The sequence below is a fragment of the Microbacterium sp. NPDC056044 genome (assembly GCF_042267145.1).
Classification (GTDB): Bacteria; Actinomycetota; Actinomycetes; order Actinomycetales; family Microbacteriaceae; genus Microbacterium.
On record NZ_JBHJWZ010000002.1, the window covers coordinates 714,576 to 729,291 of the forward strand.

Sequence of the window (14,716 nt, forward strand, 5' to 3'; positions counted from 1 at the left end):
GCTCAGCGGGCGAGGATCTCGGCGTTGAGCTCGCGCTGCCAGTCGCGCAGCTGCCACATCGGGTGGTGCGGGGCCGCGTTCGACGACAGCACGACGCCCCACATCCCGTGGTCCAGCGCCGTGCGCACGCCGTGCTCGGCGAGGGACCGGCCGATCGGGCCCTCCTCGAACGTGCCGTACAAGGGCGTGTAGCCGACCCAGCCCTCGCCGACGATCGCCGGGACGCCCTGCCAGCGCCCCCACGCGGCGATGGCGATGGTCCGCGAGGCGATCTCGCGGCGCATGAGGTGCTCGTACGGCGGGTAGTGGTCGACGAGCCAGGCATCCCACGCGACGGGGTCGATCCAGTCGTAGCCGTAGATCATCTGGTCCGTGACGACCGTCGCGCGGTACTTCCACTCGGCGGCGCGACCGTACTCCGCGAGAGACGGGGCGTCACGGCGCAGCAGCTCCCGGAGCGCCGCGTTGGGAAAGCCCTCGCTCCCCTCCGAGCGGATGTCGATGCGCTGCTGCAGTGCGTCCAGTACGCCGTAGCTGTACACGTGGAACTGGGCGGCGCCGAGTGCTTCGGGCACGCGGTGCATCGCCAGGTGCGGCGGCTTGCCGTAGCTCGCGGTGACGAGGAGGTCGGGATGCCGCGCCCTCAGGCGCGCGACCTCGGCGGCGCCGCCCTGCTCGAGCGCGGGCAGGATCGAGAAGTCCACCTCGTTGTGAAGCTCCACCACGGCGATGCGCTCACGATGGCCCTGGGCGCTGAGCCACGCGATCATGCGATCCCATGCATCGGCGAGCACACGGTAGCGCTCTTCGAGCGGCACGGCATCGATCGCCTCGAACCACCGCGGAGATGCCGCGAACGCCGGGGACTGCTGGTACTCCCAGCTGGCGAGCACGATCACGATGTCGTGACGCTGCGCCGCGTCGAAGAGGGCGAGCAGGCGTGCGTGCAGATCCACGCGGAACCCGCCCGGGGCGTCGTACCAACGCGTTCGCTGCCCGTAGAAGCCCCCGCCGGGAGCCGCACCGAGACCCTCGATCGCGAGGTCACGTGCGAGGTCGTCCAGGCCGAGCTCGCCGAAGAGCAGCAGCGGCGCCGCGCAGATGCGGATCGCGTTGTAGCCGAGCGACGCGGCGTCCGCGACGGCGGCGTCGAGGTCGGCGTACGGCTCGCCGGGCCCCGCCTGCGTGTACCAGGAGAAGTCCCACAGCGTGATCGTCAGGCGCTGCGGCAGGTGTGCCGGCACCGGCCCGGTGAGGGACGACTCGTCGTGCTCGATCGTGCCCGACCCCAAGTATCGCTCGGTCATGCTCGCGTCCTCTCCGACTGGGCCTGCGCGGTCGCCGCGGCGCCGATCGTCAGCGCGCGGCCGAGTGAGGCGAGACGGTCGAGCTCATCCGCCGTCGCCCCGCGCGCCGTCGCCGTGGCGGCGTCGAACAGCGTGAGCTCGGGCACCGACGTCGCGAAGTAGTCGACCTCGTCGCGCGCCGCGCGCAGCGCCGACGCGCGCGCCTCGAGCGCGTCCCATGCCGCGGCCGTGGCGACGGGGTCGCCGAGGTGCAGGTGCGCGACCCCGGTCCAGTACGTGGACTCGTCGGCGGCCCGCGTGGCGACCGCGAGCGCCGTCGGTGCGACGGCGGCGTTCCACGCGTCCCGCGCGCCGGCGGTGTCGCCGGCGGCGGCGCGGGCGCGTCCCAGCAGCACCCATCGCTGCACCGGGTGCTCGGCAGGGTGGCGTCCCTCGCCGAGCGTCGCCGGGGGTTCGAAGCCCGATTCGAGCAGCGCCGCGGCGTCCTCGGGTGTGACCGGCAGCATCCGTTCGGCGAGGAGGCATGACGCGCGATCGAACGCCGCGATCACGAGGCCTTCGCCGCCCTCGAACGGGCGGAAGCGACGGTGCGTCAGGATCTCCCAGGCCTCGTCGACGCGCCCCGCGTCGAGCAGCAGCACGATATGTCGCACGGCGAGGTCGTCGCGCACGCCGAGCAGGGCGGCGTGCTCTTCAAGCAGCGCCAGCCGGGGGCCCGCAGCGGTGCCCCGGCGCACCGCGAGCACGTCGCGCTCGAACACGAGACGAGGTTCGGGGCGCAGCTTGAGAGCGTGAGCGAGCGCCGCGTCGGCCCCGGTCTCGTCGTCGGCGGCAGCCACGAGCGCGATGGCGAGGTTGCGCCACACGACAGGGTCGGTCGAGCCGGCCTCCGTCGCCGCGCACAGCTGCGCGAGCGCGTCGGCCTCGCGGTGCGCGTCGAGCAGCCACATGCCGAGCAGGCCCCGCGCCACGGCGTCCGCCGAGTCGGCGGTGACGGCCGACACGAGCGCGTCGTACTGGTCCAGCCCCGAGGGGAACGCCAGGTCCGTGGGCACGCGCTGCGCAGCTGCCCTCTCGGCCGCGGCCTCGCCCGCGCGCCCCGCCTGCTCGAGCCAGTGCGCGCGCAGGTACTGCCGGAGCGGGCCGGCGAGCCCCGCCGCGGGCGTCGCGTCGACCTCGGCAGCTGTGACGCTGAGGGCCGCCTCGAGCGCGCCCGCGCGTGCCAGCTCTGCGCCGACATCGAGCAAGGTGCGCGCGTCGCGGGCGGCAAGGTCGCCACAGAGTGCGCGCGTCGCCGGATCGAGCGGGTCGTCGCTACGCAGCCGCTCGAGGAGGGAGACGGATGCTGCGACCTCGTCGCTCTGCGCGAGCGCCAGGGCCTGCACGCGCTGCGCCTCGGGGAGATCGCCGGCGCTCCGGGCCAGCTCGGCAGCCGAGTGCACGCGGCCCGCGCGCAGGGCGAGGCGGGCGCGTGCGAGGGCCGCCGCGGGCGCGAAGGCGGCATTCCAGCCGGCCTTCGCGAACCAGCGGTCGGCGGCCTGGGCGTCGCGCAGCCGCTCGCACGCGAGGCCGAGCAGATAGGCGGTCTCGCCGTCGCGCGGGTTGAGGTTGCGGCGCGTCATGCGCGCGGTCGCCCCCTCGAGCAGCTCGCGTGCCACGCCGTACTCCCCGCGCGCGAGGTGCCAGGCCCCGAGCGCGGTGGCGGCGCGGGAGTCGCCGGGGTCCCGACGCAGCGCCTCGTGCAGGTACGGGAGGGCAGACCGGCTCGGGTGGCGATACTGCAGCAGGTGCACAGCGGTCGTGTACAGCTCGTCGTTCGACGCGATGTCGGACGGCTGCGCCGGCGCCGTCGCGACCCAGGGCTCCTGCACCTCCTCGCTGCGCGCCCGCCATTCGACGAGCGGCGCGCCGTCGTGCGCGACCCGCACTTCGAGACCCGCCGAATCCGCCGCGACTGGCACGAAAGCGGTGAACGGCGCGTCTGGGGCGAGGTCGACGGTCCAGCTCGCGAGGATGCCGTCGCCCTCCCTCACCTCGATCGTCGCCCCCGCGAACACGCGGGTCGTGATCGCGGTGACGCGCGTGCCGGCACCCTCCGTGCGCACGCCGATCGCGGCATCCGTCGTCGCCTGCCGCACCGTCCCGGTGCGGTGGATCGGGTACCAGTACTGCCGGAAGCGCTTGGTCTCGCCCGGCAGCAGCCAGCTGAAGTCGGGCTGGTTGTCGGTGTACACGCCGGCCATGAGCTCGACGTAGGGCCCATCGCCGTCGGTGAGCTGGTCGTCCCACGCGCGGCCGATCGGGCCGTCACCCCACGTCCACATCTTCTTGCCGGGGGAGATCGCGCGGTCCGCCCAGTGCACGAACCCGGCGTCGGCGGCGTGGTCGTACCCGCCGAAGAACGAGTCGTCGGTGTCCGTGATCATGTACGACGTGGGCACCGGGATGTTGCTGTACACGTCGATACGGTCCGCGTCGCCGCGTTGCGCGGCGAGCGCGGGATAGTCGACGCCGTAGTAGGGGCGGTCGGCGCGCGGGAAGGCTGTGATCGCACGGCGCGCGTGGTCGGCGACGTATGCGACGTCGTCGGGGAAGAACGACTGGTACCGCTCGTGCGAGCGCGCCGCGACGTTGGCCCACCAGAGGAACGTCTGCGCGACGTCTGTGCGGTTGTGCAGCGACGCCTCGAGCTCGATCAGTGACGAGCCCGGGCGCAGGCGCACGCCGTGCAGACCGCGCATGCGCTGCAGGGGGTCGAGATCGCTGTGCCAGACCACCGCGGCGCCGTCCTCTTCGCGGTCGATGCGCGCGTCGACGGGCAGGAAGGTCGCGGGGCGATGGTGCTGCGGCCAGTTGAACTCGACGCCGCCAGAGATCCAGGGGCCTGCGAGACCCACGAGCGCGGGCTTGATGACGTTGTTGCGGTAGAAGAAGTCGTACCCGGCGACCTTGTCGTAGCCGATGTGGATGCGGCCGCCGAGCTCTGGCAGCAGGGTCAGGCGCACGAACGCGTTCTCGAGATGGATCGCCTGCCACTGCCGGGGCGCCTTGTCGTGCGCGACGCTGTCGATCATCGGCAGCGGATACACCTTGCCGCTCGAGCCCTGGTATACGCGACGGTCGAGGAACAGCGGGAACAGGTCGGGCTCGCCCGCGGCGTACGTGTCGATCCACAGCGGCTCGCTCCAGCAGGCGACGCCGCCGGCGGCGAGGATCGCGGCCTGCTCGGCGGGCGGAAGGGGGAGCTCGATGCGGCTCGGGGCGCGGTCGTCGGGAGTCACCTGGCAAAACTACGTCCGCGACCTCCGCGCGACAATGGCCGATCTCGTCTCGAACCTGGACGTTCCGATGATCACCTGTGGCAGGATGCCGGAATGGAGCGCGCCGACGGATTCGAACGGGAGCGTCTCAGTGTCGTTCCGAGACCTTTGGTGGATGCCGCTCTCGTGCGGCCGGTCACCCGGCGGATGACGGTGACCGATGCCGGGTACTTCCCGCGCGCCGAACACCACGGCCGGCACCGCCCGGCCGGCGCCCAGGAGACGATCGTGATCGTGTGCGTGGCAGGTTCGGGCTGGGTGGAGGCGGGTGGCGTGCGCACGCGCGTGGGAAGCTCGACGGCGATCGTGATCCCCGGCGGCGTCGCGCACTCGTACGGTGCGGCGATCCATGACCCCTGGACGATCTGGTGGTGCCACGTCCGCGGCACCGATGTCGCGGAGCTGGCCGAGGCCGCCGGCATCCGTCCCGACCGGCTCACCCTCTCGCTGCGCGAGGTCGACCGCGTGACGTCGCTGCTCGACGAGATCTCGGTCGCCCTCGCACGCGACACGACTCCGGCGCGGCTCACGGCCACCTCCGGCATGGCGTGGCGGCTGTTCACGCAGCTCGCCGTGGACCGTGTCCTGCCGAGCGAGGGCGCCCCCGTCGAGAGGGCGATGCGCTACCTCGAGGAGCGCGTCGACGGCCGGGTGCAGGTGGCCGAGCTCGCCGCCATGGTCGGCGTCTCGCCGTCGCACCTCGCCGCACTCTTCCGCGAGGCGACCGGCGGCGGCGTGCTCGCCCACCACAACGCGCTCAAGATGGCGCGCGCCCGCTCCCTGCTCGACACCACCGACCTGCCCGTCGGCGACGTCGGGCGCCGGGTCGGACTCGATGATCCGTTCTACTTCTCGCGGCAGTTCCGGCGGACCCACGGCATGAGCCCGCGCGCCTACCGGGCCCAGCGCAAGGGCTGACCGCGCGGATCAGCCCTTCGTGGCGCCGGCGGTGAGGTCGGCGCGCCAGAAGCGCTGCAGCGCCGTCATCAGAGCGACGAGCAGCAGCGCCGATACCGCCGAGCCCGCGACGACGAGCGAGTAGAACATCGGGTCGCGCTGGGTCTGGCCGTTCCACAGCGTCAGGCCGAGTGTGACCGGGAAGGTCGACGTGTCATTGAGCATGACCAGCGGCAGCAGGTAGTTGTTCCAGATCGTCACGAACTGGAACAGGAAGATCGTGACCATCGCCGGCATCATCATGCGGGTCGCCATCGACGCGAAGATGCGCAGGTCACCCGCGCCGTCGAGGCGCGCCGCCTCGATGACCTCGTCGGGCACGCTCGCGTTCGCGTGGATGCGCGCCAGGTACACGCCGAACGGACTCACCATGCTGGGAAGGAGCACCGCCCAATAGGTGCCGGTCAGGCCGAACGTGTTGAGCAGGAAATAGAGCGGGAGGGCGATCACCGTCGCCGGCACGAGCACCCCGCCGAGGATCACCGAGAACAGCAGCTCGCGGCCGCGGAACGGGAACTTCGCGATCGCGTAGCCGCACGCCGCCGACAGCACCATCGCGACGAAGGCGCCGACGCCCGAATACACGATGCTGTTGAGCACCCAGCGCGAGAACGCTCCGCCGTCCTGCGTGAACAGCGCGACGAGGTTCTCCCACGCCTGCGGCGAGTCCGAGAACCACAGGCCGAACGTGCCGAACAGGTCGGCGGGCGACTTCGTCGCGGCGATCACGACCCACACCAGCGGCAGCAGGAAGTAGATGCCGGCGACGAAGAGCACGGCGTTGACCGCGACGGTGCTCACGCCGCCGCCACCGGCGCGGCGAGCGGGTCGCGTCGGGGCAGTGCTCGCGAGAGGACGGTCGGCGGCGCGAGGAGCGGCCGGGGCTGAGGTCACCACGCGCGGTTCCCCTTCCGGTTGACGAGACGCAGGAACCCGAACGAGAACGCGAAGCCGAGGGCCGCGACGATGACGGCCATCGCCGCGGCGAGATTCGGGTTGCCCTGAGCGAAGGCCTGGTTGTAGGCGGCGAGGTTCGGCGTGTACGTCGAGCTGATGGCCGTGGTGAGCGGCCGCAGCACGAGCGGCTCGACGAACAGCTGCAGCGTGCCGATGATCGTGAAGACCGTGACGAGGATGATCGAGGGGCGCACCAGGGGCAGCTTGATGTGCCACACCGTCGCCCAGCCCGAGGCGCCGTCCACGCGTGCCGCTTCGTACAGCTCGGAGGGGATGGCGTTCAGTGCCGCCATCAGGATCACCATGTTGTAGCCCGCGAAGCCCCACAGCGCGATGTTGGCGATCGAGAACAGCACGACGCCGCTGGCGAGTGGGTCGAAGCTCACGCCGCCGAATCCGAGCACCTGCAGCACCGGACTGGTCGCCGGCACGTAGAGGAAGCCCCAGAGCAGCGTCGCGACGACCCCGGGCACGCCGTAGGGGGAGAAGTACACGACACGGAAGGCCCGTGGGAACTTCGCCCGTCCGGAGTCCAGCAGGAGCGCCAGGCCGAGCGCCGCGACGACCATGAGGGGCACGAGGATCGCGGAGAACATGACGAGACGGCCGAGACTCTCGACGAACGCGGGGTCCGAGAGCGCCCGAACGTAGTTGTCGAGGAAGACGAACACGGTCTCGGGAGCTCCGTAGCCGAGGCCCGAGCTCTTTGTCGTGAACATGCTCTGCACGAGCGCGTAGACGATCGGCGCGATGAAGAACGCGGCGAACATGACAGCGAACGGCAGCACCAGCACCCACACGGCGCCGGGAAGTCGGCGCCGCCGGCGGGCGACGGACGCTGGTTCGGATTCCGGCACGGCGGCAGGCGCGGAAGCGCGGACGGTGAGGCTCACGGGTGCTCTCTCCCAGGGGAATGGCGACGGGGTGGGCCGCGGCGGCCCACCCCGTCGGATGTCAGTCGACCGAGATGCCGCGCTCTTCGAGCGCCGCGACCATGTCGGCCTGGGTCTTGGCGTACGCCTCAGGCAGCGGAGTGCCCGAGTCGACGGCGGCCTTGACGTTGTCGGTCAGGCTGGCGAAGAGGGTGGACGACAGCGGCGGCCACGCCCACGACGTGTCGACGGCCTTGTCGGACTCGGCGAACACGTCCCAGATGTCCTGCCCGCCGTAGAAGGCGAAGACCTCGGGAGCATCCTGCAGCGAAGCGATCGCCTCGGTGTCGACGATCGAGGGCCATCCGGCGCCGATCTCGGTCAGGATGCTGACGCTGTCGGGGTTCGAGTTGAGCCACACGGCGAACTCGGCCGCGGCCTCGGGGTTCTTCGATCCCTTCAGCACGGCGTTCGCCGAACCGCCCGCCCACGTCGCCGAGACGTTCTCACCCGCCGACCACTGCGGCAGGGCGCCGACGGCCCACGAGCCCGCGGTGTCGGGTGCGGTACCGCGCAGGATCGCGTCGGCCCACGAGCCCGAGATCCAGCTGAGGATGTTGCCGTTCTGCAGGTCGGCGTTCCACTCGCTCGAGAAGTCGGCCTCGACCTTGACGAGGTCCTCATCGATGAGCTTCTGCCAGAACTCGGCGACCTTCACCGTCTCTGCACCGTCGATCGACACCGTCCAGGCGTCGTCCTCGGCGGCGAACCAGTTCGCACCGCCCTGCTGGGCGAGGCCGATCATCCAGGGCGCCTGGTTGAACGCGAACGCCGTGATGTAGCGGTTCGGGTCGGAGGCCCGCACGATCTTGGCGGCCTCGTAGAACTCGTCCCACGTCTCGGGGTACTCGATGCCGAGCTCGGCGAAGACGTCTGCCCGGTAGAACTGGCCGAGCGGCCCGGACGCCTGCGGAATCGAGTAGACCTTGTCGCCGAAGACGCCGGTCTGCCACTGCCAGGGGACGAAGAGGTCCTCGGAGTCCGCCACGTACGGCGTGATGTCCTCGAGCGCGTCGTTGATGAGGAAGTCGGGGATCGCGTCATAGCCGAGCTGCACGACGTCGGCGGGGTTGCCCGCCTGGACCGCGGAGAGCATCGTGGCGTATCCGCCGTCGGGGCCGGCGGTGATCGTTTCGAGCGTGACGTGGATGTCGTCGTGCGCCTCGTTGAAGGCGTCGACGGCCTGGTCGATGTTCGGGACCCACGACTGGAAGGTGATCTCGACAGGGCCGCCGTCGGCGGGCTGATCGGTCGAGCTCGCGCAGCCGGCGAGGACGAGCGCGGCGGCCGCGCCTGCGGCCACGAGTGTCGCCAGTCGGGTCCGGCGACGTACGGAAATGGACATACATGCTCCCTTGCGATGCAGACGGGACAGCCTCGTCTGGATGGTGCGCACCGAGATTACGTCGGTGCACAGCCCGGGAACATGGGAGAAGCGCGCAACCACCTGGACGAATCTACGAAGGCGGATCTCAGCGCTCGATCGGTCAGTCGCGCTTGCCGCGACCTCGCCACCACTGCCAGATGATGACGGTGAGCGTGCCCAGCGTGACGAGCGCGGCGGTCAAGAGGAGCAGCGTCTGCTCGGTCTCGGAGATCACGGGCGCTTCCCTTCCGCGGCATCCGCCACGATCTTCGCGACGCGTGCGGCCCGGGTCTCGGGCCGCCGTGCCAGGTCGACGTTCGAGATGCCGAGCTTGCGGGTCGACGGCGGGAATCCGTCCCACGCCGTGCGCGCCGCCGGCACGGCGTCGAGAGCTTCGGCGAGGTCGTCGGGCTCGCGCAGCGCCTCGGCGTTGTCGAGCACGGTCCACGCGCCGTTCGCCTTGGCGACCTCGACCGCCCGGTACCCGGCCTCGGTGATGAGTCCGGCCTCCTCGAGCTGGATCAGCCGCGCCTTGTTCGTCGCCGCCCAGCCGCTCGTCGCGCGCCGCGGGGCGAACCACAGCCCGCCGCGCTCCTCGTCGAACGAGCGCACCGGCCCGTCGATCCACCCGAAGCACAGCGCCTGCAGGATCGCGTCCTCGTAGCCGATGACCTCGACCGTCGAGCCCGGTCGTGCCCGCACGAGCCACGCCCCCTTGGAGGTGCGATGGTTCTGGTCGAGCCACGCGCGCCAGGCCGCAGCATCCGTCACTTCCACCATCTCGCCGTCTTCGAGCGCGCCCATGCCCGCGACCCTACCGGTGGTGCCCGACGCCGTGGGTCGAGGCATCCGTCTCCGGCTTCAACAGGTCAACCACGGTTCCACATGAGCGTTCGCGCGGGTTTCGTCCGGTTCAAGCCCGGTTGACCTGTTGGAGAGGGAAGCCGGCGCGAGGAGTCGGAGCGGGGAGCGGCGAGCGAGACAGAGGGGAGAGGCAGTGGATGCTGCGGGCGTGGCGCCCTGCGGGAACTCGTGGCTACAGCAGCTCGGGGTCCTCAGACTCGCCGCGTCAGAGCAGCTCGGGGTCCTCCGACTCGACGGGCTCGAGGTCGAGGAGGTCACCGACCGAGTCGAGCACCTCGTCGGGGCGGAACGGGTAGCGCTGGATCTCGGCGGCGTCGCTGATGCCGGTGAGCACGAGCACGGTGTGCAGGCCCGCCTCGATGCCGGCGACGACGTCGGTGTCCATGCGGTCGCCGATCATGCCGGTGTTCTCGGAGTGCGCGCCGAGGCGGTTCATCGCGGAGCGGAACATCATCGGGTTCGGCTTGCCGACGACGTAGGGCTCCATGCCCGTCGCCTTGGTGATGAGCGCCGAGATCGCGCCGGTCGCCGGAAGCACGCCCTCGGTCGAGGGGCCGGTGGCGTCAGGGTTGGTCGCGATGAAGCGGGCGCCGGCGTTGATGAACCGGATCGCCTTGGTGATCGCCTCGAACGAGTAGTTGCGCGTCTCGCCGACGACGACGTAGTCGGGGGCGGTCTCGGTCATGATGAAGCCGGCCTCGTGCAGGGCGGTCGTGAGCCCCGCCTCGCCGATGACGAAGGCCGAGCCGCCGGGCATCTGCGACTTGAGGAAGTCGGCGGTGGCGAGCGCGGAGGTCCAGATCGACTCCTCCGGCACGACGAGGCCGGAGGCCCGCAGCCGGGCCGACAGATCGCGCGGCGTGAAGATGGAGTTGTTGGTGAGCACCAGGAACGGCACCCCCTGATCCGTCCACTGCTGCAGCAGGTCTGATGCCCCGGGAATGGGGGTGTTCTCGTGGACCAGCACGCCGTCCATGTCGGTGAGCCAGCATTCGATGTCCGCGCGGGTCCGCATGCGTCCAGACTAGGCGGCGCGCAGGCGTAGGGTCGTTCCCGTGACGTGGGACCCCCGGACCCTTCCCGACCTTTCCGGACGCGTGTACCTCGTGACCGGATCCAACGCCGGCCTCGGCTACTTCGCCTCCGAACAGCTCGTGCGCGCAGGAGCGCACGTGCTGATGTCGGCGCGCCATCCGAACCGGCTCTCGGCCGCGCGTGCGGCGATCCGCCGCCGGGTGCCGGAGGCCGCACCCGACGCGACCGAGCCGCTCATCCTCGACACGTCGAACCTCGCGTCGGTGCGCTCCGCCGCGGCGAGCGTCCGCGGTCGCGGGGGCCTCGACGGCGTGCTGCTCAACGCGGGGATCGTGCACCCGCCCAAGGAGCGCGAGACCACCATCGACGGGCACGAGGTCGTGTTCGCGACCAACGCCCTCGGCCACTACGCGCTCGCCGGCGAGCTCCTGCCGGCGCTCGCCGAGGCCCAGGGGCGCATGGTGTGGCTCGGCAGCATGTCGACGTCGCTCACGCCGTACGACCCCGTCGACCCGCAGCTCGTCGACGGATACTCGGCCTGGCGCGCCTACGTGCAGTCCAAGGTCGCGACGACCGCGCTCGGCTTCGATGCCGACCGGCGCCTCCGCGCGGCCGGCATCCCGGTCGCGAGCGTCGTGGCTCACCCGGGCTATTCGACCGGCGGCCGCACGCCCGGAATCGTGGGCGTCAACGAGCCATCGCGCGTCAAGCGCTTCGCCGACAACCTTCAGGCCGCGATCGCGCAGTCGAAGGAACAGGGCGCCTGGTCGCTCGTGCGGGCGCTCGCCGACCCCGACGTCGAGGGCGGCGAGTACTGGGGCCCGCGCACCGGCTCGCGCGGTGAGCCGCGGCGCCAGACGGCCTCGAAGATCACGCGCGATCCCGCCGTCGCCGCGCGCCTGTGGGACGTCGCCGAGACCGCCACGGGCGTGCGCTGGCCCTTCGAGGTCACCGCGCGGCGCTGACCCGCGCGCAGCGGAGGCTCTTCGCAGTTCGCCGGGGCGCAGCATCCGTCGTCCGCGGTGTCGTCGACGAGCCCAGGTGCTGTGTCGGGACACGGATGCTGCGGCCCCGGCTGTCAGACTGGCCGCGGGAGGTCGCGTGGCCGAGGTCGCCCCGTCGCTGTGGTCGAGGTTCGTCGCGCGCATGCGCGAGACCTCGTGGGCGATCGACGCGAACGACGGGATCATCGCGACCGCGGGTCTGCTGCAGGGTTTCGCGGGAGCCGGCGCCGGCGACCGGCTGCTGCTGTTCACGGCGATCGCCGCCATGATCGCCGGCGGGCTGAGCGCCGGCGGCGCGAAGTGGGCGGAGGTCGCGGCGGAGCGCGAGTCCGAGCTCGGGATCGCGGCGCAGGAGGAGGAAGAGCTCCAGCGCGACCCGGCGGGGGAGCTCGCGACCCTCGCGGCGCACTGGGAGTCCCGCGGGCTCGAACCCGCGCTCGCGCTCGAGGTCGCGCAGCAGCTCACGGCCCGCGATGCGCTCGGCGCGCAGCTCGACGCCGAGCACGGCCTCGAAGAGATCACGCACCGCTCGGCGCCGTGGTGGGCCGGCCTCGAGACCTCGATCGCGTTCATGATCGGGGCGGCGATCCCGGTGCTCATCACGTACTACGCGCCGGTCGCGATCGAGACGTGGGCGATCATCGTCGCGGTCGTCGTGTCGCTCGCGCTCACGTCCCTGGTCGCGGCGGGAGTCGGGCGTCTGTCGGCGCTGCGCATGCTGATCCGCAGCCTCACCGTGGGCCTCGGCACCATGGGCGTCAGCTACCTCGCCGGCGTGATCTTCTTCTGACCGCCCCGCGCCAGGGCGACGGGACGAACGGGAAGCGCGTCAGGCGCTGAGCCAGACGGCGCCGGCGGCGGCGTCGGGGAGGGACACCGGGGCGTTCCCGATTCGGAGGGACGCGGCATCCGTCACCGTCACCGTCGCGCCGACGGACACGCCGGCCGACTCGACCGCGCGGAGCAGTTCGGGGTCTCGGTCGCTCACCCGCAGCACCCGGCCGACATGACCGACCGGCGCATGCGCGAGCAGCACGAAGGGCTCGCGGTGGACCTCGCCGGCAGCATCGGGGATGGCGTCGCCGTGCGGGTCGAAGCGCGGCCGGCCGAGCCGTTCGTCGATGCCCTCGAGCAGTCGGTCGCTGATCGCGTGCTCGAGCACCTCGGCCTCGTCGTGCACCTCGTCCCACGCGTAGCCGAACTCGCTCACGAGCCACGTCTCGATCAGGCGGTGACGGCGGATGATCGCCGCCGCGCGCCGCTCGCCCGCGGGTGTCAGGGCGATCGGGCGGTACGGGCGGTGGTCCACGAGGCCCTGCGCGGCGAGCTTCTGCACCATCTCGGTGACGCTCGACGGCGCGAGGCCGAGCTCGGCGGCCAGCTGCGACGGCGTGATGCGCTCGTCCTGCCACTCGGTGTGGTGGTAGATCGTCTTCAGGTAGTCGTCGATCGCCGGGGATGCCACGGAATCAGGGTACCCGGCGTCCCTCACGCCCCCGTCAGCACGAGATACAGCAGCACCCCGTTGAGGGCGATGAGGAAGACGGATGCTGCGATCCCCGCGATCGTCGTCCACGCCCGGTTGCGATAGCCGCCGAGAACCTCGCGGTTGGCGGTGAGCGCGACCAGCGGGATGAGCGCGAACGGGATGCCGAACGACAGCACGACCTGGCTCAGCACGAGCGCGACCGTGGGGTCGAAGCCGATCGCGAGGATGATCAGCGCCGGGATGAGCGTGACCAGACGGCGTGCGAGCAGCGGCACGCGGATGTGCAGCAGGCCGTGCATGATCTCGGCGCCGGCGTACGCGCCGACGGACGTGCTGGCGAGTCCGCTGGCGAGCAGGCCCACCGCGAACAGCGTCGCGACGAGCGGGCCGAGGCCTGCGTAGAGGGCGGCGTACGCGCCCTCGAGCGAGTCGGTGCCGGGGACTCCGGCGAGGTTCGCCGCCGCCAGCAGCAGGATGCAGAGGTTCACCGTGCCTGCGATCAGCATGGCGATCGTGACGTCCCACTTCGTCGCGCGCAGGAGGCGCCGGGTCGGGATGCCGCGCAGCTCGGCCAGCGTCGGGTCTGCCGGGGCCCCGATCGGGGCGTCGGCAGCGCGGGAGCCGCGCGGCACCAGGCGGTCGCCCCCGAGCGCGCTGCCGGTGGTGGCGGGCACCGGAGCGAAGCGGTCGCGCGCGAGGGCGCTGTGGGCGTAGATGGCGTGCGGCATGATCGTGGCGCCGAGGATCGAGGCCGCCAGCAGCACCGAGTCGGTGCCCTCGAACCGCGGCACGAGGCCTTCCACCACGCTCGCGCCGTCAGGCGGAGCGACGAAGACGCCGAACGAGAAGCCGATCGCGATGATGGCGAGCAGGCCGATGACCACGAACTCGAACGTGCGCGGGCCCCGCCGTGACTGCACGAGCAGCAGCGCGATCGACACCGCACCGGTGATCGCCCCGCCCCACAGGAGCGGAATGCCGAACAGGAGGTTGAGCGCGACCGCGCCGCCGATCACCTCGGCGATGTCGGTCGCCATCGCGACGAGCTCGGCCTGCAGCCAGTACGCCCGCCGCCCCCAGCGGTTGCCGATACGCCGGCCGAGGGTCTCGGGCAGGCTGCGGCCGGTGACGATGCCGAGCTTCGCCGACAGGTACTGGATCAACCACGCCATGACGTTGCCGAGCACCACGACCCACACCAGCAGGTACCCGTAGCGGGCGCCGGCGGTCATGTTGCTCGCGACGTTGCCGGGATCGAGATAGGCGACCCCCGCGACGAGCGCCGGCCCGATCAGCCACGCGAGGCGCGGCATCGACAGGCGCCGGCTCTGCAGCGCGGTCGGCATCCTGACGTCGTCGGCAGTTTTCGGCATACCGAAAACGTACCTTGTTTTCGGTGTACCGAAAAGTGCGGGCGGGCGTGGGGGCGCAGCATCCGTCGTCCTTCGTCTTCGTGGGCGCGGTCGGCGAGACCGGGGAGTGCGG

The 14,716-nt window shown here is 71.5% G+C and carries 12 protein-coding genes; 3 read left to right on the forward strand and 9 right to left on the reverse strand.

Going from position 1 to position 14,716, the window contains the following annotated elements; all coding sequences use genetic code 11:
• Positions 1-2 precede the first annotated feature (2 nt).
• Entirely contained in the window at positions 3-1,307 is a 1,305-nt protein-coding gene (locus ACFC1I_RS08345; protein WP_376007855.1) for a cellulase-like family protein, read from the reverse strand.
• Positions 1,304-4,588 carry a DUF5107 domain-containing protein gene (locus tag ACFC1I_RS08350; RefSeq protein WP_376007857.1) on the reverse strand — a complete coding sequence of 1,095 codons (3,285 nt, stop codon included), beginning with the start codon at positions 4,586-4,588 and terminating at the stop codon, positions 1,304-1,306. The genes ACFC1I_RS08345 and ACFC1I_RS08350 overlap by 4 nt, the downstream gene beginning before the upstream one ends.
• Positions 4,589-4,681: 93 nt before the next feature.
• Between ACFC1I_RS08350 and ACFC1I_RS08355 the strand changes: the two genes are divergently transcribed.
• On the forward strand, positions 4,682-5,545 hold the full coding sequence (locus tag ACFC1I_RS08355) for a helix-turn-helix domain-containing protein (RefSeq protein WP_376007858.1): 864 nt from the start codon (positions 4,682-4,684) through the stop codon (positions 5,543-5,545).
• 9 nt (positions 5,546-5,554) lie between these two features.
• On the opposite strand, the gene ACFC1I_RS08360 is transcribed toward ACFC1I_RS08355, so the two are convergent.
• The 5 genes from ACFC1I_RS08360 to ACFC1I_RS08380 form a co-directional block, all read right to left on the reverse strand.
• Positions 5,555-6,385: a carbohydrate ABC transporter permease gene (locus ACFC1I_RS08360; protein WP_376007860.1), complete on the reverse strand. Its 831-nt coding sequence runs from the start codon at positions 6,383-6,385 to the stop codon at positions 5,555-5,557.
• 89 nt (positions 6,386-6,474) lie between these two features.
• Complete coding sequence (locus tag ACFC1I_RS08365) at positions 6,475-7,434, reverse strand: carbohydrate ABC transporter permease (protein WP_376007862.1); 960 nt, start codon at positions 7,432-7,434, stop codon at positions 6,475-6,477.
• Positions 7,435-7,495: 61 nt separating this feature from the next.
• Entirely contained in the window at positions 7,496-8,818 is a 1,323-nt protein-coding gene (locus ACFC1I_RS08370) for an ABC transporter substrate-binding protein (RefSeq protein WP_376007864.1), read from the reverse strand.
• A gap of 252 nt (positions 8,819-9,070) precedes the next feature.
• A complete protein-coding gene (locus ACFC1I_RS08375; RefSeq protein WP_376007866.1) occupies positions 9,071-9,688 on the reverse strand; it encodes a YdeI family protein in 618 nt (205 codons plus the stop codon).
• A gap of 220 nt (positions 9,689-9,908) precedes the next feature.
• A complete protein-coding gene (locus tag ACFC1I_RS08380; RefSeq protein WP_376007868.1) occupies positions 9,909-10,718 on the reverse strand; it encodes an HAD-IIA family hydrolase in 810 nt (269 codons plus the stop codon).
• Between the two features lie 40 nt (positions 10,719-10,758).
• On the opposite strand from ACFC1I_RS08380, the gene ACFC1I_RS08385 reads away from it, so the two are divergent.
• Positions 10,759-11,703 (forward strand): SDR family NAD(P)-dependent oxidoreductase, encoded by a 945-nt coding sequence (locus ACFC1I_RS08385; protein WP_376007870.1) that lies wholly within the window; start codon positions 10,759-10,761, stop codon positions 11,701-11,703.
• Between the two features lie 136 nt (positions 11,704-11,839).
• Positions 11,840-12,532, forward strand: coding sequence for a VIT1/CCC1 transporter family protein (locus ACFC1I_RS08390; protein ID WP_376007872.1), 693 nt, complete (start codon positions 11,840-11,842; stop codon positions 12,530-12,532).
• A 39-nt stretch (positions 12,533-12,571) separates the two neighbouring features.
• Here ACFC1I_RS08390 and ACFC1I_RS08395 read toward each other — a convergent pair whose 3' ends face one another.
• Together ACFC1I_RS08395 and ACFC1I_RS08400 are read right to left on the reverse strand one after the other, a co-directional pair.
• Complete coding sequence (locus ACFC1I_RS08395) at positions 12,572-13,207, reverse strand: metal-dependent transcriptional regulator (protein WP_376007874.1); 636 nt, start codon at positions 13,205-13,207, stop codon at positions 12,572-12,574.
• 23 nt (positions 13,208-13,230) lie between these two features.
• On the reverse strand, positions 13,231-14,577 hold the full coding sequence (locus ACFC1I_RS08400) for an Nramp family divalent metal transporter (RefSeq protein WP_376008037.1): 1,347 nt from the start codon (positions 14,575-14,577) through the stop codon (positions 13,231-13,233).
• Positions 14,578-14,716 lie beyond the last annotated feature (139 nt).